This window comes from Shouchella tritolerans (assembly GCF_025770735.1).
In the GTDB taxonomy this organism is placed as follows: domain Bacteria; phylum Bacillota; class Bacilli; order Bacillales; family Bacillaceae_D; genus Shouchella; species Shouchella tritolerans.
This window is the reverse complement of the sequence record NZ_JAODPB010000002.1, coordinates 353,920-374,930: the sequence shown is the minus strand read 5'-3', so window position 1 is coordinate 374,930 and position 21,011 is coordinate 353,920. Positions and strand designations below refer to the sequence as shown.

Annotated in this window: 23 protein-coding genes; 3 read left to right on the top strand and 20 right to left on the bottom strand. The window is 45.1% G+C overall.

Translation table 11 applies throughout. The features are described 5' to 3' along the window. Positions 1-13: 13 nt before the first annotated feature. The 19 genes from N6H06_RS08155 to rpsU form a co-directional block, all read right to left on the bottom strand. A complete protein-coding gene (locus tag N6H06_RS08155; RefSeq protein ID WP_062747302.1) occupies positions 14-829 on the bottom strand; it encodes a pyruvate, water dikinase regulatory protein in 816 nt (271 codons plus the stop codon). Between the two features lie 24 nt (positions 830-853). Further along, positions 854-1,498: a helix-turn-helix transcriptional regulator gene (locus tag N6H06_RS08150; RefSeq protein ID WP_062747303.1), complete on the bottom strand. Its 645-nt coding sequence runs from the start codon at positions 1,496-1,498 to the stop codon at positions 854-856. Between the two features lie 27 nt (positions 1,499-1,525). Beyond that, a complete protein-coding gene (gene glyS, locus N6H06_RS08145) occupies positions 1,526-3,607 on the bottom strand; it encodes a glycine--tRNA ligase subunit beta (protein WP_263706026.1) in 2,082 nt (693 codons plus the stop codon). Beyond that, complete coding sequence (gene glyQ, locus N6H06_RS08140) at positions 3,600-4,487, bottom strand: glycine--tRNA ligase subunit alpha (protein ID WP_062747307.1); 888 nt, start codon at positions 4,485-4,487, stop codon at positions 3,600-3,602. The genes glyS and glyQ overlap by 8 nt, the downstream gene beginning before the upstream one ends. Before the next feature lie 319 nt (positions 4,488-4,806). Next, positions 4,807-5,577, bottom strand: coding sequence for a DNA repair protein RecO (gene recO, locus N6H06_RS08135; protein WP_263706025.1), 771 nt, complete (start codon positions 5,575-5,577; stop codon positions 4,807-4,809). 28 nt (positions 5,578-5,605) lie between these two features. Further along, positions 5,606-5,749: a YqzL family protein gene (locus N6H06_RS08130; protein ID WP_011246526.1), complete on the bottom strand. Its 144-nt coding sequence runs from the start codon at positions 5,747-5,749 to the stop codon at positions 5,606-5,608. A gap of 199 nt (positions 5,750-5,948) precedes the next feature. Beyond that, the gene (era, locus tag N6H06_RS08125) at positions 5,949-6,860 is read right to left on the bottom strand and encodes a GTPase Era (protein WP_062747311.1); all 912 of its coding nucleotides are present in this window, start codon (positions 6,858-6,860) and stop codon (positions 5,949-5,951) included. After that, positions 6,835-7,251, bottom strand: coding sequence for a cytidine deaminase (gene cdd / locus N6H06_RS08120; RefSeq protein WP_062747312.1), 417 nt, complete (start codon positions 7,249-7,251; stop codon positions 6,835-6,837). The genes era and cdd overlap by 26 nt, the downstream gene beginning before the upstream one ends. A gap of 18 nt (positions 7,252-7,269) precedes the next feature. Further along, a complete protein-coding gene (locus tag N6H06_RS08115) occupies positions 7,270-7,659 on the bottom strand; it encodes a diacylglycerol kinase family protein (protein ID WP_263706024.1) in 390 nt (129 codons plus the stop codon). Continuing rightward, positions 7,634-8,116, bottom strand: coding sequence for an rRNA maturation RNase YbeY (gene ybeY / locus N6H06_RS08110; protein ID WP_263706023.1), 483 nt, complete (start codon positions 8,114-8,116; stop codon positions 7,634-7,636). Before ybeY ends, N6H06_RS08115 begins: the two co-directional genes overlap by 26 nt. After that, the gene (locus tag N6H06_RS08105) at positions 8,113-10,287 is read right to left on the bottom strand and encodes an HD family phosphohydrolase (protein WP_062747317.1); all 2,175 of its coding nucleotides are present in this window, start codon (positions 10,285-10,287) and stop codon (positions 8,113-8,115) included. Before N6H06_RS08105 ends, ybeY begins: the two co-directional genes overlap by 4 nt. Before the next feature lie 37 nt (positions 10,288-10,324). Continuing rightward, positions 10,325-11,290 (bottom strand): PhoH family protein, encoded by a 966-nt coding sequence (locus N6H06_RS08100; protein ID WP_062747319.1) that lies wholly within the window; start codon positions 11,288-11,290, stop codon positions 10,325-10,327. Between the two features lie 5 nt (positions 11,291-11,295). Then, on the bottom strand, positions 11,296-12,483 hold the full coding sequence (gene yqfD, locus N6H06_RS08095; protein WP_062747320.1) for a sporulation protein YqfD: 1,188 nt from the start codon (positions 12,481-12,483) through the stop codon (positions 11,296-11,298). Between the two features lie 18 nt (positions 12,484-12,501). Continuing rightward, entirely contained in the window at positions 12,502-12,795 is a 294-nt protein-coding gene (gene yqfC, locus N6H06_RS08090; RefSeq protein WP_062747322.1) for a sporulation protein YqfC, read from the bottom strand. A 130-nt stretch (positions 12,796-12,925) separates the two neighbouring features. Further along, positions 12,926-13,489 carry a hypothetical protein gene (locus tag N6H06_RS08085; RefSeq protein ID WP_062747324.1) on the bottom strand — a complete coding sequence of 188 codons (564 nt, stop codon included), beginning with the start codon at positions 13,487-13,489 and terminating at the stop codon, positions 12,926-12,928. Positions 13,490-13,504: 15 nt separating this feature from the next. Continuing rightward, the gene (gene floA / locus N6H06_RS08080; protein ID WP_062747922.1) at positions 13,505-14,524 is read right to left on the bottom strand and encodes a flotillin-like protein FloA; all 1,020 of its coding nucleotides are present in this window, start codon (positions 14,522-14,524) and stop codon (positions 13,505-13,507) included. 3 nt (positions 14,525-14,527) lie between these two features. After that, on the bottom strand, positions 14,528-15,892 hold the full coding sequence (locus N6H06_RS08075) for an NfeD family protein (RefSeq protein WP_082808282.1): 1,365 nt from the start codon (positions 15,890-15,892) through the stop codon (positions 14,528-14,530). Between the two features lie 164 nt (positions 15,893-16,056). Then, positions 16,057-16,515 (bottom strand): GatB/YqeY domain-containing protein, encoded by a 459-nt coding sequence (locus N6H06_RS08070; protein WP_263706022.1) that lies wholly within the window; start codon positions 16,513-16,515, stop codon positions 16,057-16,059. 21 nt (positions 16,516-16,536) lie between these two features. Continuing rightward, positions 16,537-16,710 (bottom strand): 30S ribosomal protein S21, encoded by a 174-nt coding sequence (gene rpsU / locus N6H06_RS08065; protein WP_011246513.1) that lies wholly within the window; start codon positions 16,708-16,710, stop codon positions 16,537-16,539. Between the two features lie 187 nt (positions 16,711-16,897). On the opposite strand from rpsU, the gene N6H06_RS08060 reads away from it, so the two are divergent. Beyond that, entirely contained in the window at positions 16,898-17,824 is a 927-nt protein-coding gene (locus N6H06_RS08060; RefSeq protein ID WP_212953357.1) for a Na/Pi symporter, read from the top strand. 81 nt (positions 17,825-17,905) lie between these two features. Further along, positions 17,906-18,838 (top strand): aldo/keto reductase, encoded by a 933-nt coding sequence (locus N6H06_RS08055; RefSeq protein WP_263706021.1) that lies wholly within the window; start codon positions 17,906-17,908, stop codon positions 18,836-18,838. A 56-nt stretch (positions 18,839-18,894) separates the two neighbouring features. Here N6H06_RS08055 and deoC read toward each other — a convergent pair whose 3' ends face one another. After that, positions 18,895-19,569, bottom strand: a complete 675-nt coding sequence (deoC, locus tag N6H06_RS08050) for a deoxyribose-phosphate aldolase (protein ID WP_062747332.1) — start codon at positions 19,567-19,569, stop codon at positions 18,895-18,897. A gap of 159 nt (positions 19,570-19,728) precedes the next feature. On the opposite strand from deoC, the gene N6H06_RS08045 reads away from it, so the two are divergent. Beyond that, entirely contained in the window at positions 19,729-20,979 is a 1,251-nt protein-coding gene (locus tag N6H06_RS08045) for a dicarboxylate/amino acid:cation symporter (RefSeq protein WP_212953346.1), read from the top strand. Positions 20,980-21,011 lie beyond the last annotated feature (32 nt).

The window sequence follows — 21,011 nt, the reverse complement described above, 5'->3', positions numbered from 1 at the left end:
ATCAACTCTATACTTAATTTCGTTGAAACATGCTTGAAATTAAATTGGCTGTTTCTTCAACTGCTTTATTTGAAACATCGATGACAGGACAATTGACCCGATCCATTACCTTTTTCGCATAATCGAGTTCTTCTTTAATACGGTCGATGTTTGCATAGTTGGCTTCCGATTTTAGGCCTAGCGCTTTTAATCGCTCAGTGCGAATGCTATTCAGTTTCTCGGGGCTGATTTTTAGGCCAATGCATTTTTTGGAAGAGATTTTGAACAATTCTTCCGGCGGCTCGACTTCAGGGACAAGAGGGACATTCGCCACTTTTAGCCGTTTATGGGCTAAGTATTGAGAGAGCGGCGTTTTCGAAGTCCGCGAAACACCGATCAACACAATGTCGGCAAGAATAATACCTCGGGGGTCCCGGCCGTCATCGTATTTGACCGCAAATTCAATTGCTTCAACTTTGCGGAAATAATCTTCGTCCAACCGATAGATCAGTCCAGGTTCATAGCGCGGCTTTGCATTGGTTAAGTCGGTAATTTTTGAAAGGACTGGTCCTATGATGTCCACCGTTTCTACATTCGCCGCCTTTGCGCTTTCCAACAAAAAATCCCTTATCTCTGGCACGACAAGCGTAAAAGCAATAAGTGCCTTGGCTTTACGTGCAATTTGCACCACTTCTTGGATCGTCCCTTTGTCCTCTACATAGGGAATCCTCCTAAGCTCCACATTGGAACCACTAAATTGGCTGACAGCAGCTTTTACAACGAGCTCTGCCGTTTCCCCTACGGAATCGGAAACAATGTAAACAACTAGGCGTTCTGTGTCGTTTGTCATAAGCGCGCCCCTTTTCTTTTGAAGTTACATTCCGTCTTTGCTGGCTAGGTCTACAAGTAGCTGCGTAATATTGGTTTTAGTAATACGACCCACCACTTCGAAACCTGATCCAGTATCTACTTTTTTTACAATTGGCAATCCGTCAATTTGCCGGGAGATGAGCTTTTGTGCGACTTCAATTACCGAATCATCCTTTTCACACATCGTAATGTTTGGCATTCGTGTCATGATGACACTCACAGGAATAGACTCAATTGACTGTCCACCCATGCTTGCCCGCAGCAAGTCTTTTCGAGAAGCAACTCCAACCAAAGTTGCGTTACTATCTACAATAAAAAGTGTGCCTACATCTTCTAAGAACATCGTGCAAATCGCTTCGTATACAGACGCTGATTGCTCAATTAAAACGGGCCTAGATTGATAATGGTGGACTTTGATTTCCTGGAGTTTATCGGCAAGAACAGGGCTTTCATTTTTCCCCGTATAAAAGTAGCCTACCCGAGGCCGGGCGTCCAGGAACCCAGCCATTGTTAAAATAGCCAAGTCTGGACGTAGAGTCGCCCTCGTTAAGGATAGACGTTCTGCAATATGTTCGCCGGTAATTGGGCCATTCTCTTTTACAATATCGACGATTTGCTGTTGCCTAGTTGATAATTCGATTGGACTCACCTCTTTTTTAAGCCAGTGCCAATAATCTTAGGCCGAGAAGACGATCTTTTGAAAATCAGCATAGGACTGGATTGATTTCGCCAATCGGTCAAGCAGCGCAAGGCGATTATTGCGAATTGCTTCATTGTCAGCCATCACCATCGTATGGTCAAAGAACGTATTGATCGTGTCACGACACTGAGCCAACACTTGGTAGGCAGCAAACGCGTCCTTGCTCTTCCAAGCCTCGGCCAAGCCGAACTCGACCTCTAGTGTAGCAGCAAGCAAACGTGACTCCGTTTCATTATCAAACAGATCCTTGGAAACGAGACCACCTTTTGGTGCTTTTTTAGCCAAATTTGTCACCCGACTCAAGCTTTCGGTCACTTCTTTAAACTCCTGTTCTTCTGCACGCTCAGTTAACAGCCTTGCTTTGGCGAACATCGTATAAACATCGACAAGGGGAGCAGCAAGCACCGCATCGACAATATCATAGCGAAAGCCAGCTTCTAGCATGACATGCTTCAAGCGATTCGCAAAAAAGCTGAGTAATTCCTGCTTTGTCGTTTCGACTTTTTCTGTCATAAACCCTTTTTTTGCAGTGGAATCAAGGGCATGCAAGGCCATGTTTTCAAGTGTCAAAGGCATTTTAGTATGGAGGAGAATGTGGATGATCCCGGTCGCTTGGCGGCGCAAAGCATACGGATCTTGTGAACCAGTGGGGATTAAGCCAATGGAAAAACAAGAGACGACCGTATCGAGTTTATCGGCAAGCGCCAACACTGCACCCGCTTCAGTTTCAGGCACTTTATCACCTGCAAAGCGAGGCAAGTACTGTTCATAAATAGCTTTCGCTACTTGGGGGGTCTCGCCAGCTTTTTCCGCATATTCCTGCCCCATTCTTCCTTGTAGCTCTGGAAACTCGCCAACCATGTAAGTCACAAGGTCAAACTTGGCAATAGCGGCAGCACGCTCCACTGTTTGCCTTGCTTGAACACTCAAGTTCGCCTCACCTGCAAGCCATTTGGACAATTCGCCGATGCGGGCCACCTTTTCGCCCATTGTACCAATCGCTTCATGAAAAACGATGTTCTCTAGTTTGGCGTTTGCTGCCTGAAGCGAAATCTTTTGATCTTCATGATAAAAAAAGGCAGCATCAGCCAAACGAGCACGCAACACTTTTTCATTGCCCTTGGCGACATTTTCAATATATTCTTCATTTCCGTTTCGCACTGTAATAAAGTAAGGAAGCAAACGGCCATCCTTCGCTTCCACCGGAAAATAACGCTGATGTTCACGCATCGTTGTAATCAATACTTCTTTCGGCAAAGCTAAAAACGAATCGTCAAATGAGCCTGATAACGCAGTTGGGTATTCGACTAATTGTGTCACTTCTTCAAGAAGGGCTTCATCTATTGGCACAATCCAGTTATGCTCTTCCTCCATTTGCTTTAACTGACTTACAATCGCTGCTTTTCGCTCTTCAGCATCGGCAATGACATATTGACGTTTCAGGGCGTCGGCATACTGCAATGGGTTTTCTAATGTAAAGTCAGTCCCTAAAAAACGGTGTCCAGTCGTATTTCGACCTGTTTCAATACCGCAAATTGAGAAAGGAATGACGTCCTCGCCATAGAGAGCGACAAGCCACTGGACCGGCCGAGCATAGCGAAGGGAATAGGTGTTCCAGCGCATGCTTTTTGGGAATGTTAAGCCTGTAATTAGTTCTTTAAGTTCCGGCAACAGCACGCTTGTTTTTTCACCCTTTTTATGTGTTTTTGCAAACACATAATCAGTGCCGTTTACTGTTTTTATTTCCAACTGGCTCGTTTCTACCCCTTGTCCTTTCGCAAATCCAAGCGCCGCTTTTGTCCAAGCGCCGCTTTCGTCTTTGGCAATTTTTAAGGCAGGCCCTCTTGTTTCATCATTTATATCAGGCTGCCGATCCGCCAAATTTTCAACGAGCACGGCCAGCCTTCTTGGCGTGGCGTAAGAGTGGATTTCTCCATAGGAAAGGCCTTTGTCATCAAGCCATGCTTGCACTTTTTCAGCGAGCTGCGTAATGGAAGGCGTAACAAAACGAGCCGGCAGCTCCTCCAATCCTAGTTCAAGTAAAAATGGCTTATTCATCGTGGGCGTCCTCCTTTTTAAGCATAGGAAAGCCAAGCTTTTCTCTCTCTTCATAGTACTTGCGCGCCGCTTTTCGAGCCAGTGTACGAACGCGGGCAATGTAGCCGGTTCGTTCTGTTACGGAAATGGCCCCCCGGGCATCAAGCAAGTTAAAGCTATGGGAACATTTTAAAATATAGTCATATGCAGGAAAAACCAGATCGCGCGCTAATGCTCTTTCTGCTTCTTTTTCATAAGTAGAAAATAAATCAAACAACATGTCTATATCAGAAACTTCAAATGTATACGTAGAATGTTCATACTCTGGCTGTAAAAAGATGTCTCCATAGGTAAACCCTTCGACCCACTCCAATTCAAATACATTTTCTTTATCTTGTATATAGGTTGCCAATCGTTCCAATCCATAAGTAATTTCTGCAGAAACGGGAGTTGCCTCCATGCCGCCTACTTGCTGGAAATACGTAAATTGAGTAATTTCCATCCCATCTAGCCATACTTCCCAGCCGAGGCCCGCACACCCAAGCGTTGGGTTTTCCCAGTTGTCTTCTACAAACCGAATGTCGTGTTTTAAAGGATCGATGCCTAATGCACGAAGACTATCCAAATATAATTCTTGAATGTTCAACGGTGACGGCTTCATAATCACTTGAAACTGGTGGTGTTGGTAAAGCCGGTTCGGGTTTTCACCATAACGCCCATCAGCAGGACGACGGGATGGCTCCACATACGCTACATTCCAAGGTTCTGGGCCGATCGTGCGCAACAACGTATGAGGGCTCATCGTGCCTGCCCCTTTTTCCGTATCATACGCGTTTAAAATAATGCAATTTTGTTTCGCCCAGAATGATTGGAGCGTTAAAATCATTGTTTGTACATTCATTGATCAACTTCCTCCTTTTTCAAGCGCAGAAGACAAAAAAGCGCCCCTACGCCTATTGGCGTAGGGACGAGGTTCACCCGCGGTTCCACCCTACTTATTAAACGCTTATAAGTGCCTCAAACTGCATTTTTGTCAGCCAGAGCGACTTCAACCTTTTAAGCGTCTAATCTCTTTCTTCCGAATGTGCTCAGGAAGCGCCTCCAACATTTTCTGGTTCTTTGGCTTCCACCCTCCCAAAGTCGCTACAAACCAGTTGGCAAATGCTGTTTTTTTCCGTCACTGCACCTATAATCGTATCCACATTATACGCTTGCTCCCACTACTTGTCAACGTCACTGCTTAAGTCGCCAATTTTATCTAATTGGCTAATAAAGCGGCGCGCTTTTAGCTGTACCCCCACGTACTCATCATAGTAGGTGCGGATGATCAATTCCAATCGCCGCTTCGTTTCAGCTTTCACAGAAATGGTGCCCACTTTCGTCAAATCGACGTAATAAAGGACTCGGAATAACCTGGCAAATGATAGAGTAATCGGAAAAGCGCGCTCGTCTTTATGAAGACAATTCCTGCACAAAAATCCAGCATAAGCAACTGAAAAAGCAACAGGATCACGGGTCTCCGAGCGGCAAGAGGCACAGCAATCAAGCTCAGGTTTAGCCCCAGCTAGTGGAAGCATTTTCATATCCATGATTCGCGCAATCATTTCCGCATCTTGACCGGCGTTGATTTGCCGCAACGCTAGCAGAAGCCAATCAAATAAAAAGAACGTCGGTTTGCGCTCTTCCGTCAGTTTGTCGACAAGTTCAGTTATATAAGCCGCATAGGCCGATTTAATGATATCAAATTGCAGTTCTTTAAACGAATCGACGGCCTCCCCTTGACTTAAAGAGGGAAGACCGTTTCCTTGAAAATATAAATAACTTCCATAAACAAACGGCTGTGTTATAGCAGCAAAGCGACTGTTAGGCTTTTTCGCCCCCTTCGCCAAAACAGCAAGTTTGCCGTCTTCTTTTGTAAAAAGAGTCACGACTTTATTCGTTTCGCCATAATCAATTGATTTTAGCACAATTGCCTCTTGTTTTTTTAACATTGTCCATCCTTACAGCAAGCAACAGGATTTAAGATAAGGTTGAATCCGATAAATCATCTGGTTCATAAGCCGTTTCCTCTTGCACTTCCATGTCCCGCTCCAACTCTTTATGAAGCAGGTATGTTTCAACGTTGCCCGTTTGCGAAAACACTTTCCATGTTAGAACAAGCATGTTAAACGCCTCCCTCTCCTTAAGTCTTCGGTTGTATCATTCCCTTATCCGCATCGCCCATTCGATGGAAATATTGTTAATTGCCTGCGCTTGACTTTTTTGATTTGGTTAATTTTATCAGATTGTTTTTTTAATCATAAATCAGGCGACAAAAAAAAACAATGGTCAAACGCCCAGTTTGAACCCATTGTTTTTCCAGTTAATATTCATTTTCATTAAAACCATAATCCCTTAGTTGAGACGGACGGTTACGCCAGTCTTTTTGAACCTTCACCCACAGTTCCAAATAGACACTAGATCCAAGCAGCGCTTCAATATCGCCTCGGGCAAGCTGACCGACTTCTTTTAGCATGGCACCATGTTTGCCAATGATAATGCCTTTTTGCGACGAACGCTCGACGATAACGGTGGCGCCAACATAAACTTTGCCATTGTCACGCTTTTTGATTTGCTCAATGACTACAGCGACAGAGTGTGGAATTTCTTCCTTCGTCAAATGAAGAACTTTCTCACGAATAAGCTCGGCAATAATAAATCGTTCTGGGTGGTCTGTCACTTGGTCTGCTGGATAATATTGCGGTCCTTCTTCCATGTGCTCAACAATTTGTTCGACAAGCGTTGGCACATTATTCCCTTCCAATGCGGAAATCGGGATTATTTCCGTAAACGGATAACGGTTCTTGTACAAATCAATGACTTTGAGCAACTCTTCTGGAGAAACTTTATCAATTTTGTTAATCAATAAAAACACTGGCGTTTTCGTTTCATGAAGGCGTTCTATAATATATTGTTCACCAGGGCCAAATTTTGCGTCAGCTTCCACAACGTATAAAATTAAATCCACTTCGCGGAGCGTATTTTTTGCGACTTTCATCATAAAGTCGCCTAGCCGATGTTTCGGTTTGTGAATGCCAGGCGTGTCCATAAACACAATTTGCGCGTCATCTCGCGTTAACACGCCTTGTACTTTATTTCGTGTTGTTTGTGGCTTGTCTGACATAATGGCAATTTTCTGGCCGATTACCCGGTTTAAAAGGGTCGACTTTCCAACATTTGGCCTGCCAATAATGGACACAAACCCCGATTTAAATGTTGTTGTTTTTTGCTTCATACAAATCCTCCGCTTTAAAAAATCCAGGCAGCAATTCTTCCACTGTTGTTTGTTTAACATTTCCTTTTAAGTTACATAAATAAACAGGCATTTTTGGCGGACACAATTCAGCCAGCACTTGCCTGCATGCACCGCATGGCGAAACAGGGCCTGGTGTGTCTGCTGCGACTGCCATTGCTTTAAATGGCTTCTGCCCCGCTCGATATGCTTTAAATAGAGCAGTCCGCTCAGCGCAATTCGCTAGGCTATACGCAGCATTTTCAATATTTCCCCCTAAGACAACTGAACCGTCTTCAAGGAGCAATGCCGCTCCTACAGCAAATGATGAATAAGGGACGTAGGCGTCCTTCCTTGCTGCGATCGCTTGTTGCATTAATGTTTCGGCATCCATTTTAGCACCGACTCCTTCTTACTGGAATAATTCGAACAAGTACGGAAAAAAGATAATCACTCCTATTACCGCAGCAAAGATACAGAACACAAACACACTAGCGGCAGCAATGTCTTTTGCACGTTTTGCTAAAGGGCGGTATTCTTCCGTCACTAAGTCGACGGTACGTTCAATTGCCGTATTCATCACTTCTAGTGACAATACACCACCGACAACAAGCAAAAGCACGAGCCACCGCTCAATGGAAACAGACAACGCCCAAGCAGCAATCAGTACAACCGTCCCACTAATTAAGTGAATACGCATGTTTTGCTCATGCTTAATGACATCAAAGAGCCCTGCGCTTGCGTAACGGAACGAATGCAAAAAGCGGCGAATTCCTTTATGATTCCGATCTCCCAAGCCCATAGGATTGTAAAATCTCCTCTTGTTTAGTGAACATTTGCTTTTCCTCTTCCTCGTTCATATGGTCGTAGCCAAGCAAATGAAGAAAGCCATGGACAACAAGAAAAGCAAGTTCCCGTTCAAACGAATGGCCATAGTCAGCAGCCTGCCTCTCAACATGGGGGACTGAAATGATGATGTCTCCTAACAAATTAGGTAAGCCAAGATCCTTATGAAAGGTGGGATCGAACTCGCCTGTTTCATCATTTAGGGCAAACGACAGTACATCCGTCGGGCGGTCAATCCCTCGATGTTCGCGGTTTAACTCGTGAATTTCCTCTTCCGTAGTAAATGTTACTGACACCTCACTAGGCTGCGACAGGCTCACTTCTTTCGCAGCGTGGTTTAGGACGTCCTTAACTAGTTGCAATTGCTCGCTTAAAAGAAGCTGCCCTTCATCATTTAATTCCACATCAATCATGGTTTTTCTCCTTTAGGCTTTTCTTCTGGGTACTCGATTCGTTGATGGAATGTGCCATTTAACGTTTCACATAAGGAAACTTTAATGGCGTTTAATTCGGCCAGCGTCAGATCAGACTCGTCGAACTGCCCATCCTCCAGCTTATCTTTAATAATTTTGTCAACCAGGTTTTCAATTTTATCAGGGGTCGGCTTTTGCATAGAACGAACAGCCGCTTCTACACTGTCCGCAATTGAAATGATTGACGTCACTTTCGTTTGCGGTTTCGGCCCAGGATAGCGAAATTGTGATTCTGGCAAAGGTTTTTCCGCATCTTCATTTGCTTTGTGGTAAAAAAACTTTAGCAAACTTGTGCCATGGTGCTGTTCGGCTATATCAATAATCTCCTTAGGCATCTTATGTTGCCTAAGCAATTCTGCCCCATCGTAGGGATGGGAAATGATAATAGTCTTGCTGAGTTGGGGCGAAATTTTATCATGTGGATTTTCGCCTTTAAGTTGGTTTTCAATAAAGAAATGAGGTCTCCGCGTTTTCCCTAGATCATGGTAATAGGCGCCAACACGGGCCAAAAGCCCATTTTCTCCTAGCACCTCGCAAGCTGCTTCAGCCAAATTGCCGACAACCACACTATGGTGGTATGTCCCAGGAGCTTCGGTCAAGATCTTCCGCAAGAGCGGGTGGTTCGGGTTCGAGAGTTCAATTAGCCTTGTGACTGATAAAATCCCGAACGCTGTTTCAATAAATGGCAAAAGCCCAATCGTCAGCACTGCTGCTACAAATGCCGACAAAAATGCTGCTGAAAAATGCAAGCCAATCTCCATTACATTTAAATGGATGCTTTTCATTAATAATAGCGCAAGTACCGTGATAATATTCGCGCAAGCAACAAACAAACCGGCCCGCAAAATCCGTGTAGCTTTGTTCGTGCTATTTAAAAAGTAAGTAGCCGTTAAACAGCTTATAAATATATAAAAGCCATACGTAAATGAAAATGTGCTCGTAGAATCGTGATTATAATAAACGCTGCCAATAATCGCAAACAAAAAGCTGGAAACAATCGCGATTTTTGGCTGCAACAGTAATGTCAGAAGCATTGCTCCTGCCGCAGCTGGGACAACAAACCCAAATCCGTTTATCATCAATAGGCTTTCTAAGTAACTCGATGTTTTCATTAATGCCACAATCACGGTAAAGACGATCGCATACATGAGCAAATGGGAATTGTCAGTGGCAACGGTCGTTTGCGAATCGTTTAAAAAATAGGCTAAAACCGCGATCAGAATGCAAACAAATAGGGCGAGCCCTATGTATGGATAAATAATCAATGAATCATCAAGCAAGCCAACAAGGCGAAGCTGTTCGTAAACTTGGTGATTAACGATGTCGCCTTGTTTTACAATCAGCTCACCTTCGCGAATTAAAACGGGCTCGATCGCTTCAGACGTTTCCTGCCTTAACCGTTGTGTTGCTTCTGCATCATACGTAACATTAAAAACAATCGCCATGTCAACAATTTCAGCGACAGCATGGCGCACATCGGAAACAAGCGTCGAAATGCTTTCAATTTGTTCTCGTGCGTCTTGTTTTACCTCCTGCAAATCGCCAACCCGAATTTGTTGGCTCATCGTTTCATGAACTGTATTTACCGAAGTGTCAAGGGCTAATTGGAATTGAGCATCTGTAGCATCAAGCAAGGCGACGATGGTTTCATCTTGCAAATCAGCATTTGTCGTATCAGAGAAATCGGCGCGCACACGTTCAACTTGTTCATCAAGAGACAAGTCTTGGTCATCGCTGTCCTCCTCATCCCCTTCCAGCTCGGCTGAGTCTTCCCTCACACTTCCAATCACGCTAAAGATGTCATTGACTTGCTGAACTCTGTCTTCCTCGTATTTTGTGTTGTGCTTCATTTGGGAATCAATGCTGGCGATCGCTTCCGTCCTTCGCTGCTCCGTTGCCGCTTGGTCTACTACCGTCATAGGTGCACGAATGTCCTGCTCCGCCGGTTCGGACAAATTCACGTTTAGCCGCTCAGGTATGACATTGTCTAACATCGATACATAAATCAGAACGCCTAGTATCACGAGAATGGTTACACGAATATAGGGTTGGTGTTTAATTTTTCGCCACCATGCACGAGTGGAAGGCGCTTTACGTTTGTCTGCAGCCATAGCTGGTCACCTCGCTTTCTACCCAAAAACGTTTTGGTCACTGCTCGTTTTCTGTACGTTCGTATGCCTCGAGGATTCGTTGGACAAGCAAATGCCTGACTACATCGCTTGCTTGCAAATAAACGAAACCGATGCCTTTCACGGTTTTCAGCTTTGCTAACGCCGCTTGTAAGCCAGACCGTTTGCCTTTTGGCAAGTCCACTTGTGTCAAGTCCCCGTTAATAACCATTTTCGAACCAAAACCTAACCGAGTAACAAACATTTTTATTTGCTCTTCGGTTGTGTTTTGGGCCTCGTCCAAAATCACGAATGCATCATCAAGCGTTCGCCCTCGCATATAGGCAAGTGGCGCGACCTCGATCGTCCCTCTTTCCATTAATCTTGCTGTATGCTCCACACCTAAAACTTCATGGAGCGCATCATAAATGGGGCGTAAGTAAGGGTCCACTTTTTCTTTCAAATCTCCTGGCAAGAAACCGAGGCTTTCTCCGGCTTCAACAGCAGGCCTAGTCAAAACAATTCGTTGCACATGGCCCTCTTTTAAGGCAGCAACAGCCATGACAACAGCTAAATAGGTTTTGCCAGTCCCTGCCGGGCCGACACCAAAAACCATATCGTGTTTTTTAATCGTCGATACGTAGTGTCTTTGGCCAAGTGATTTCGCGCGGATATTTTTCCCCTTTACAGTCGTTGCAATATTTTCGTCGTATAAATCATTAAGTTCCTCCAGCTTGCCAGCCGCTTCTAGCTGTACGGCGTACAAGACATCACGCTCACTTATTTGCTGTTGCCGTTCCACCACTTGTTCAAGCGCTTGAAGGACATTGGCGGCACGCTCGATCTCACTTGCTTCACCAATCGCTAATATCGCTTCGCCTCTTGTTACGAGTTGGATCGACAACTCTTCCTCCAATCGTTTCAAATGCTGGTCATTTGGCCCATATAGCGCTTGCGTAATACGAGCGTCTTTTGCGCCTAGCTGGATTAAAGATGTTTCAGACAATCGCCTCAGTCTCCTTGGATAATTGGTTTTTCACGTGCAATTTCTTCTAGAACTTGGTAATGAATCTTTAAAGAAACTTTATCATTTTCGACCGCTTCTTGCAAAACATGTTCAGCCATTACTTCCGCATCTTCTGGAATTTTCTCCCTTAACTCCCGCCGCGCTTCCTCTTTTGCGACTGCAATAGCTTCCTCTTTTGTATACGTGCGAGTAAATTCTAAGGTTTCGCGCTGTTCAATCGTGCGGAACTGAATCGGCAAACGATAGCCAAACAAAGACCACTCCGTCTCCCGTTCAAACGCCTCATACGTCTCATAATCCGGTTCTTTTATATTCCAAAAAGGAAGCTCTATGTCACCTAACACAAGCACACGTTTACTTTGTTGTTCGCCTGTCAAGGAAGCAAATGTGTTTTCGAGCGGAACAGTTACAGAAGAAGTATACCATATTTCACCGATCACCGATGCTTTTGCAGCAACAGTCTGTTCTTTTCCTTCAGCGCCAATAAATCCAGATACAAGCAATTCCCCTTCTTCAACAAAATCATTGGTTTTTTTCACCGCTTTGCCGTCTTCTACAAATATTTTATGGATGACCGCTTTTTTTGCGGCAACAAGATGACGGGGACTCAGCAACTCAGGGGCTTCTTGGCGCACTTGCTCGACTACCTCAAATTCAAAGGTCGTCCCTTTTTTGCGCACACCAATCCATGTTGCCTCATCGATGTGTTCCGTTACAATGCGCTGCACTTCATCAGGTTGCGGCAATTTAAACTGAAAAGCGCCTCGCCTAATGCCCATTTCGTCGATCACTTCACGTAGCTCTTGTTCGACGTGAGGGGACGCTCCTTTAATATGAATCCCCCATACCATGCTCGACGAAAACAGCATGAGCATGAAAAAGGCCACCATACCAATGGCAAACCCGGCGCGGATTTTTACTTTTTTCATAAAGAAAGGCAAGCCAAATCGTTTTCTAAACGTTGTCTTACATCCAGAATGCCGAAAGAGAACACGGATTTTTGCAATATCGTTCAACGCTACATCAAACTGAATTTTGTCATTGCCTGCACGTCGGACATTCCAGACATGGACGTCATTTTTCAGGCATGCATTCAGTAGCCTTTCTGGATATTGGCCAGCCACTTCAACCGTAACAGACCCAATAAATGATTTAAGGAAATCATTTCTCATCTCCGTCTGGCTCCTTTCTTAATGGTTCTTTTTGTCATCAATGAACAGTACTTCGTCAATCCGCCCTTCCAACAATAACTCCTCAGGCAAAATTGTTTTTAATACAAACCCGTCTCCTTTTATTAGCAACTGACCGTGCTTTAAAAGAAGGCGAAGCTCCTGGCTAGAAAAACGGAGCACACCTTGATGGTTTTCAATGTAAATATGCAGCTGGCCGATCATTGTGATTCGCGGCAAATCCATGAGGACATCAGCAGGAAGCTGCATGTGATGGGCAATCCAGTTTTTCATTCGGCTCGTCATCTTTTTCATTTGGCATGCCCCCTCTCCTAACGAGTCTATGAACCAATGAAGGGAATTAGCACAAAAAACCGCAGCCCTGTAGGGGGCTGCGGTAGTATTGTCGACAAAGTCGACAAAATCAAGCAGAGATGCATTTTTGTTAATACTGTCTACGAGGGTATTTCATCAATTTTCTTCCTTTAGGCGGGCCTAGAATTTCTGCCAAAACAACTGCTTTCATCGCTTCTTTTCCAGAAAGCTGAGACAGGTTTAAATCAAGGGAATCGCCGGCATTCGCCTGGTCCCTTTTTCTAGAAACTAAATCCTGTTCAGCCTCTCTAAACCTGTCGACACGTTCTTGCAGTTGGCGCCTACGCTCCTGAAGTTTTTCCGTTTTCTCCAGTGCGCTCTCACTTGCTTCAACGCTTGCAGGCTGAATGTCTGGTTGAGCAGGTGGAACGGATTCTTGCGGAAAATAGTCTTCCCAGCGTATCTCCTGCTGCTTCGGCTGTCTATGATCGACGCGAGGCTGCGTTTGTACCGGTCCTCGTTGCGGCCGTTGCCGCGGCTGTTGTTCTTCAACATGAGGCTGTTCTGGTTCTTCGTCTCTATTGTTTTGTTGTTGAGCGGCCTGACCCATTCGCGAGAAAAAGCTAATCAATCCACCAACAAGCAAAATCACAAGGAACGGATTGGCAAACAGAAAATCAAATAAACCGGACATTCAATCCCCTCCTGCTTATTTGTCGTTGCGGTTGCGAGGGTCATTTTTCGAATGCTGTTCGTCTTTCGTTCCAGATGCTTTGCTGATCGAATCTCTCATATCCGTATCAGCCATTACATTCTGGTAATTCATATAGTCCATTACGCCCATATGGCCTTGGCGAAGCGCTTCAGAAAGAGCCATAGGCACTTCTGCCTCTGCTTCCACAACTTTCGCGCGCATTTCTTCGACGCGCGCCTTCATTTCTTGCTCTTTCGCTACAGCCATTGCGCGACGCTCTTCCGCCTTCGCCTGAGCGATACTTTTGTCCGCTTGCGCTTGGTCGGTTTGCAATTCTGCACCGATGTTTTTGCCGATGTCGATATCAGCAATATCAATCGATAAGATTTCAAAGGCAGTCCCTGAATCAAGCCCTTTTGAAAGTACTGTCTGAGAAATCATGTCTGGGTTTTCAAGCACTTTTTTATGATCGTCTTGTGAACCAATTGTCGAAACAATGCCTTCGCCGACACGGGCAATGACCGTGTCCTCCCCGGCACCACCAACCAAGCGGTCAATGTTGGCACGAACGGTGATTCGCGCTTTCGCTTTTACTTCAATTCCATCCATTGCTACACCAGCAATAAACGGCGTTTCAATGACTTTCGGGTTAACACTCATTTGCACTGCTTCCAGGACGTCACGTCCAGCAAGGTCAATTGCTGCTGCCCGTTCAAAACTTAAGTCAATGTTGGCGCGCTGCGCAGCAATCAAGGCATTAACGACACGGTCGACGTTCCCCCCTGCCAAATAATGCCCTTCCAATCGGGATGTATCCAAGTCAAGGCCCGCTTTTACTGCTTTAATGAGCGGGTTGACGACACGCGCTGGCACTACCCGACGGAGCCTCATCCCTACAAGTTCAAAAATACCGATTTTCACACCGGCCGCAATCGCAGATATCCATAGTGCGACTGGCACAAACGTAAACAATATTGCAATTAAAATAATTGCAAGTGCAATGGCAATCAAAACGAAAATCGTTGAATCGTTCATCATCTAGTCTGTCTCCTCCTTCTTTAATGTCTGTACCGGATCTACTTTCCGCACAACGACACGGGCACCGGATACATGAATCACTTTGAGCGAACTGCCTTTCTCAATATAGCCCCCTTCAGAAACGACGTCAAGCCGCTCGTCTCCTATCAGGGCAATACCAGCTGGTCGAAGGACACTAAGCGCTTTGCCTTCCATTCCGACAAGTGACGGGTCCGTTTCTACAGAGAGATACCCTTCTTCTACTGTCGGCTGGGTGGATAAGACAAGCCTTTTCCACGGTCCTTTGTCACCAAAGAACACGAACAACACAATAGCCGCCACAATAGACACAAACAAGGCAATACCGACCGAAAAAACCATCACCGTCGTCGAAAAAGAGGCCATAAAGAATCCGCCGACGATTAAACCAATTCCTAGAAGGCCAAATATGCCGAACCCAGGTGCTATAAATTCAATACCGAGAAGCACTCCCCCAACAACGACTAAGATGAGGGACTCCCAGCCAGCAAAACCGGCAACCATGTGGCCAAAAAAGAATAGTAGCAATGCGCTTATCCCCATAATACCTGGGACGCCAAACCCTGGCGAGTACAGTTCCATAATTAAGCCTAAACTGCCAATCGAAAGCAAGATTGGAATGACAATTGGATTCGTCACAAACCGAGCAATCTGTTCAGCAATGCTCACATCCGCTTCCGTCACATGGACTTCCTCTTTATCATAGCCTAAATAGTCAAGCACACCTGCTAAATCATCCTTAATGGCTTCGGCATAGCCGACTTCATACGCCTGTTTGGCATTTAGCGTGAGATAACCGGAAGGGAACCCTTCTACATCAAATTCAGCATTTGCCATCGCCTCTGCATAATCAGGATTCCGGCCGCCTTCAGGGCCATGTTCACTAGCGGCAGTCTTCATGCGACTGATCCAGAGAGACTGGGTTTTCTCTTCTGCTGCATTACCAGACCCATCAATCACACCAGCGGACCCAATTTGGCCATTCGGTACCATGATGATTTCATCTGCATTTAAAGCAATATAAGCGCCTGCTGAAATCGCTTCACTATTGATAAAGGCGGTAACGGGAATATCCGTGCTATTGATAATATTAGCGATATGGCCAGCTGCGTCCACAGCGCCTCCTGGGGTGTTAATATTCAAAATGATATGGTCCGCACCGTTTTCCTCAGCCTCTGAAAATGAGCGCTCAAGAAAGGCTTCAAGGCCCCGTTCGACCGTTTGTTCAATCGGAATCACATAAATGGACGCGTTCTTCGAATCGGCTTGGTTGGCAAGCACCTGAAACGGCAAAAGCACACACGCCAGCAGCCAGGACACTAGGGCGAATTTCATCCACTTGCCCACTCGTCTATCCTCCTCCTTTTCCAGGTGTTACTTTATGTACGATTCCATTCGCCTAGAGGTTTCAGTTCCTTCATAAAAAGTGTATCACGCCATCATGAGAAAACCAAACAATTCTATTGTTACACTAGCGAATAGTAAAAAACCTCTGCTTAACAGCAGAGGTTTTATTGGTTTGTTTCATTCGTTAAATGCCTGATAACAAGGCGATTAACGAGAGCACCATCGGCTTTGCCTTTTACTTTTGGCATGATTGCGCCCATTACTTTTCCCATATCAGCTTTTGAGGTAGCATTTGTTTGTGCAATTGTCTCTTTTACAATTGCTTCTAATTCATCGTCTGACAATTGCGCAGGCATATATTCGTTCAGCACGGATAGCTCCGCTTCCTGCTTTTTTACTAGATCTTCACGATTCGCTTGTTGAAATTCATGGAGGGATTCTTTACGCTGTTTGACTTCTCGGCTAAGAACCGCTAAGCTCTCGCTTTCAGTCAAATCGCGCCCAAGCTTAATTTGCTCGTTTTGCAATGAGGACTTCACCATACGGATGACAGAAAGCCTGTCTTTATCTCTATTCTTCATCGCAGTCTTCATATCTAGGTTTAACCTCTCAAGAAGATCCAAGGGAAACCACCCTCTCAAAAATTAGAACTTGCGTTTACGAGCCGCTTCAGATTTCTTTTTACGTTTTACACTCGGCTTTTCAAAGTGCTTGCGTTTTCTTACCTCAGCTAACGTTCCTTCTTTAGAGAGTGATCTCTTAAAGCGACGAAGTGCAGCATCAATCGATTCGTTTTTGCGAACACGAGTTTCTGCCATTTTATTTCCCTCCCTCCGAAAACAACCAAACTCAACACGCGCATAAAGCACGTCTGCTTAACATTATAATACAGTGTTTCTTTTCAAGTCAACTGCAATCCGAAAACTTCCGCTTCCGCCTACACTACCAAAAGTTGCTGTCATGTTCTCTTCACTTGTCCATATAGTGTAAGGACGAGGTGGTTGCATGGGAAAAGAACTGTTTACAGTCATGGCTGTATTTATTACGCTTTTTCTGTTTGGCATGTTCATCTTGCGGGCCGGTTTATTACAGATAGGGGTTGAAAAAGTCCAAACGCTTTTGTTGAAGGCGACTGATTCCGCTTGGAAAGGGCTGATTGCAGGTACACTCATTACAGCGCTTTTCCAGTCAAGTTCTGTTGTGATGGTGCTTTTAGTTGGACTTGTTGCCGCTGGAGTCATTTCATTCAAGCAAACGATCGGTGTCATATTAGGGACAAATATCGGTTCTTGCTTTACATTGGAACTGGTTGCCTTCCAACTATCCGACCTGGCAGTACCGCTGCTGCTATTCGGGCTCATTTTGCTTATGTTCAAAAGTGCGGCCTCCTACACAGCAGGATGTGTTTCATTTGGAATTGGTTGCATTTTTCTAGCGATGACAGGGCTTGAATCATTGGCAGACCCACTCGCCTCCTTCCCTGTCACTCATCACTTTTTTCAATGGACAAATGACAGCCACTTAACAGGCATCGGAGTCGGTGCCATTGTGACAACCATCATTCAGTCCAGCACAGCTACGATCGGTATGGCAATGGGCTTTATCCAAGATCAAGGACTTTCAATGGACTCTGGGATCGCCATTATGCTCGGCGCCAATATTGGCACTTGCTTAACCGCATACATTGCAAGCATCGGCGCAGGGCACACGGCTAGGCTTGTAGCCCATGCCCATATTTGGCTCAACTTATTTGGAGCCGTTTTGTTTTATCCTTTGATCCCTTATTTGGCCGATGTTTCCTCTCTACTTGCAAAAACAGCAAGCGTCCAGCTGGCTCATGCAAGTACGTTGTACAATATTGCTTGCTCACTCCTTGTCCTCCCTTTCACCGCTAAATTTGCCCAGTTTGTCGAACGAGTGGCGAAAGGATGACCACTTCCTTGCATGTCCTGGTTTTTAGTGGCTATTATAAGGGAAATAGCACCAAGAAACCATTTTTAAGGAGGAGATTGAATGAAACCGTCGATTCTCGGAAAATCAGGGCTACGTGTATATCCCATTGGTCTTGGCACCAATGCTGTTGGCGGGCACAACCTTTACCCGAACTTAGATGAAAACGCTGGTAAAGACTTGGTGCGCCAAAGCATTCAACATGGCGGCAATTTTCTTGATACCGCATTTATTTATGGTGAAGGGCGCTCAGAAGAATTAATTGGCGAAGTTCTGCAGGAGTTTAAGCGAAGCGATGTGATTGTTGCTACCAAAGCCGCCCATAAAAAACAAGGCAACGATTATGTATTTGATAATTCTCCGTCCTATTTAACAAAAGCAGTCGATGATGCGTTAAAACGACTGCAAACGGATTACATTGATTTGTTTTATATTCATTTCCCTGACGAGTCAACGCCAAAAGACGAGGCCGTCCAAGCATTGGCTGAATTGAAAAAGGCAGGAAAAATTCGAGCAATAGGCGTGTCGAACTTTAGCTTGGAACAATTAAAAGAGGCTAATAAAAACGGGGATGTTGACGTTTACCAAGGCGAATACAATTTACTGAACCGAGAGGCAGAAGAGACGATTTTTCCGTACATCACAGAACACCAAATTTCATTCGTCCCTTACTTTCCACTCGTCTCAGGCTTGCTTGCCGGTAAATATGACAAAGAAACCACTTTCCCTAGCGGCGATTTGCGCAATTCACAAAAGCATTTCCAAGGGGAAACGTTTAAGGAAAACATCGACAAGGTCAATAAGTTGCAGCCTATCGCTGACAACCATGGCGCTGACATTGCCCATATTGTGTTGGCTTGGTATTTGACGCGTCCAGAAATTGATGTTGTCATCCCTGGAGCAAAGCGTGCTGAACAATGGATAGCTAACAAAAAGGCGACTGAGATTCAATTAACAGATACAGAAAAAGCGTTTATAAGCGACCTGTTTTCATAAAGAGACACAACAAAGGCGGAGTATCTCTCCGCCTGAGTGGTGATCGCCTTTGTGTCTTAGTAGTCGCTGTCTCCTGTTGCACCTGTTACGATTGCTACCCCTGCACTTGCGCCAATACGAGTGGCGCCTGCTTCTACCATCGCATTCACACCTGCTAAATCACGAATACCGCCTGAAGCTTTGACACCGACATCAGCTCCGACGACTCGGCGCATTAACGCAATATCTTCCACCGTTGCTCCTCCCGATGAGAAGCCTGTTGACGTTTTGACATAATCAGCTCCTGCTTGAACAGCAAGTGCACATGCACGCTCTTTTTCCTCGTTCGTCAACAGGCATGTTTCGAGAATGACTTTTGTCAGTGCTTTGTCTTTTGCAGCATCGACAACCGCTCGAATATCATTTAACACCATTTGGTCTTGTTTATCTTTTAGAGCAGCAACATTGATAACCATATCAACTTCAGTGGCGCCATTGTCAATCGCATTTTTTGTTTCAAACGCTTTCGTTTCAGGCGTTGATTGGCCAAGAGGAAAGCCAATTACTGTACAAACTGCAACATGTTTGTCCTCTTTCAATTGTTCAGCGGCGAGCTTTACCCAATATGGGTTAATGCAGACTGAGGCAAATTGGTATGTTTGTGCTTCTTTGCATAATTGGAGAATTTCTTTCTTTGTCGCATCTGCCTTAAGCAGTGTATGGTCAATCAACCTTGCAATATCGGTTGCCATTGAACCCATCCTTTCCTTATTTGTTCGTGCCTATGCTATCATACCATGAAAAAAAGCCAAAACGAACAGCCAACTAGACGAGCAATTAGCGATTGTCGTTTTGCCTTTTCCTATGTATGATAAGAGAGCAGCAATGTACATTGGTAAGGAGAAATGACGATGAGACAATTTTTACAGCAGTACCGCTTTTCACTGATTTTACTAGGAGCCGTTGCTATAGGAGGGGCATGCGGCGTTTATTTTGGGGAAGATGCGACCATCGTGCGCCCATTTGGCGATCTATTCCTTAACTTTATGTTTATGATGATCGTACCACTTGTGTTTTTCAGCATTTCCTCAGCAATTGCAACGATGAATGGGATGAAGCGCCTAGGAAAAATAATGGGCACCATGTTTGCAGTCTTTTTTGTGACAGCGGCAATTGCCGGCGTTTTGGCACTTTTTGGGTCTTCGCTTGTCCCGCCTTTATCAGAGACTGAAACGGCTTCGCTGCAACAAGAGCTCTCTTCCTATACGCCCGAAGAGCCTAATGAAGAATTCAATTTGCTTGAAGAGCTTGTCCAAACCGTTACCGTCCCAGACTTCGCCGATCTTTTTTCCCGAAGCAACATGCTACAACTGATTGTTCTATCTGTTTTTGTTGGTTTGGCCACTACTGCCGTTGGTGAACAAGGCAAGCCGTTCGCCCAATTTTTACGTTCAGGTCAGGCGGTCATGATGAAAATTATTTCATATATTATGTATTACGCCCCGATTGGTTTAGGTTGTTATTTCGCCGCTATTATTGGTGAACTTGGAAGCCAACTTCTTGGAGGATATTTACGCGTGCTCCTCCTGTATATCGGCATTACAGTGGTTTATTTTTTTGGTTTTTTTACTTTATATGCATACGTTGCCAGCGGCAAGCTTGGCATCAAGACGTTTTGGAAACATGCGGTCGCACCATCAACAACTGCGCTGGCCACGTGTTCAAGCGCAGCGAGCATTCCCGTTAATTTGCAGGCAGCAAAACGGATGGGCGTTCCAAAGGACATTGCTGAAACGGTGATCCCCCTAGGGGCTAATACCCATAAAGACGGATCTGTGATTGGCGGCGTTTTAAAGATCGTCTTTCTCTTTACGCTTTTTGGTAAAGAAATGGCAAGCCCTACCGCGGTTTTAAGCATCTTGGCAGTCGCTTTTTTAGTTGGCGCAGTGATGGGAGCCATTCCTGGCGGCGGCCTTGTTGGCGAAATGCTTATTCTTAGCATTTTTGGCTTCCCACCAGAAGCACTGCCGTTAATTGCTGTCATTTCAACGATTATTGACGCCCCAGCTACACTGCTCAACTCATGCGGTAACACCGTCTGTTCGATGTTGACTGCCCGTTTTGTTGAAGGGCGACAGTGGCTTAGTGCCCATCGGCCATAAGGGCATACGCGAGCCTGGCGCAAGGAACCCTC

Excerpts from the sequence above, each read along its gene's own strand:
- N6H06_RS08155 (WP_062747302.1), bottom strand. The coding sequence starts at position 829 with ATGACAAACGACACAGAACGCCTAGTTGTTTACATTGTTTCCGATTCC.
- glyS (WP_263706026.1), bottom strand. The coding sequence starts at position 3,607 with ATGAATAAGCCATTTTTACTTGAACTAGGATTGGAGGAGCTGCCGGCT.
- glyQ (WP_062747307.1), bottom strand. The coding sequence starts at position 4,487 with ATGAATGTACAAACAATGATTTTAACGCTCCAATCATTCTGGGCGAAA.
- recO (WP_263706025.1), bottom strand. The coding sequence starts at position 5,577 with ATGTTAAAAAAACAAGAGGCAATTGTGCTAAAATCAATTGATTATGGC.
- N6H06_RS08130 (WP_011246526.1), bottom strand. The coding sequence starts at position 5,749 with ATGCTTGTTCTAACATGGAAAGTGTTTTCGCAAACGGGCAACGTTGAA.
- era (WP_062747311.1), bottom strand. The coding sequence starts at position 6,860 with ATGAAGCAAAAAACAACAACATTTAAATCGGGGTTTGTGTCCATTATT.
- cdd (WP_062747312.1), bottom strand. The coding sequence starts at position 7,251 with ATGGATGCCGAAACATTAATGCAACAAGCGATCGCAGCAAGGAAGGAC.
- N6H06_RS08115 (WP_263706024.1), bottom strand. The coding sequence starts at position 7,659 with ATGGGCTTGGGAGATCGGAATCATAAAGGAATTCGCCGCTTTTTGCAT.
- ybeY (WP_263706023.1), bottom strand. The coding sequence starts at position 8,116 with ATGATTGATGTGGAATTAAATGATGAAGGGCAGCTTCTTTTAAGCGAG.
- N6H06_RS08105 (WP_062747317.1), bottom strand. The coding sequence starts at position 10,287 with ATGGCTGCAGACAAACGTAAAGCGCCTTCCACTCGTGCATGGTGGCGA.
- yqfD (WP_062747320.1), bottom strand. The coding sequence starts at position 12,483 with ATGAGAAATGATTTCCTTAAATCATTTATTGGGTCTGTTACGGTTGAA.
- yqfC (WP_062747322.1), bottom strand. The coding sequence starts at position 12,795 with ATGAAAAAGATGACGAGCCGAATGAAAAACTGGATTGCCCATCACATG.
- N6H06_RS08085 (WP_062747324.1), bottom strand. The coding sequence starts at position 13,489 with ATGTCCGGTTTATTTGATTTTCTGTTTGCCAATCCGTTCCTTGTGATT.
- floA (WP_062747922.1), bottom strand. The coding sequence starts at position 14,524 with ATGAACGATTCAACGATTTTCGTTTTGATTGCCATTGCACTTGCAATT.
- rpsU (WP_011246513.1), bottom strand. The coding sequence starts at position 16,710 with ATGGCAGAAACTCGTGTTCGCAAAAACGAATCGATTGATGCTGCACTT.
- N6H06_RS08060 (WP_212953357.1), top strand. The coding sequence starts at position 16,898 with ATGGGAAAAGAACTGTTTACAGTCATGGCTGTATTTATTACGCTTTTT.
- N6H06_RS08055 (WP_263706021.1), top strand. The coding sequence starts at position 17,906 with ATGAAACCGTCGATTCTCGGAAAATCAGGGCTACGTGTATATCCCATT.
- deoC (WP_062747332.1), bottom strand. The coding sequence starts at position 19,569 with ATGGCAACCGATATTGCAAGGTTGATTGACCATACACTGCTTAAGGCA.
- N6H06_RS08045 (WP_212953346.1), top strand. The coding sequence starts at position 19,729 with ATGAGACAATTTTTACAGCAGTACCGCTTTTCACTGATTTTACTAGGA.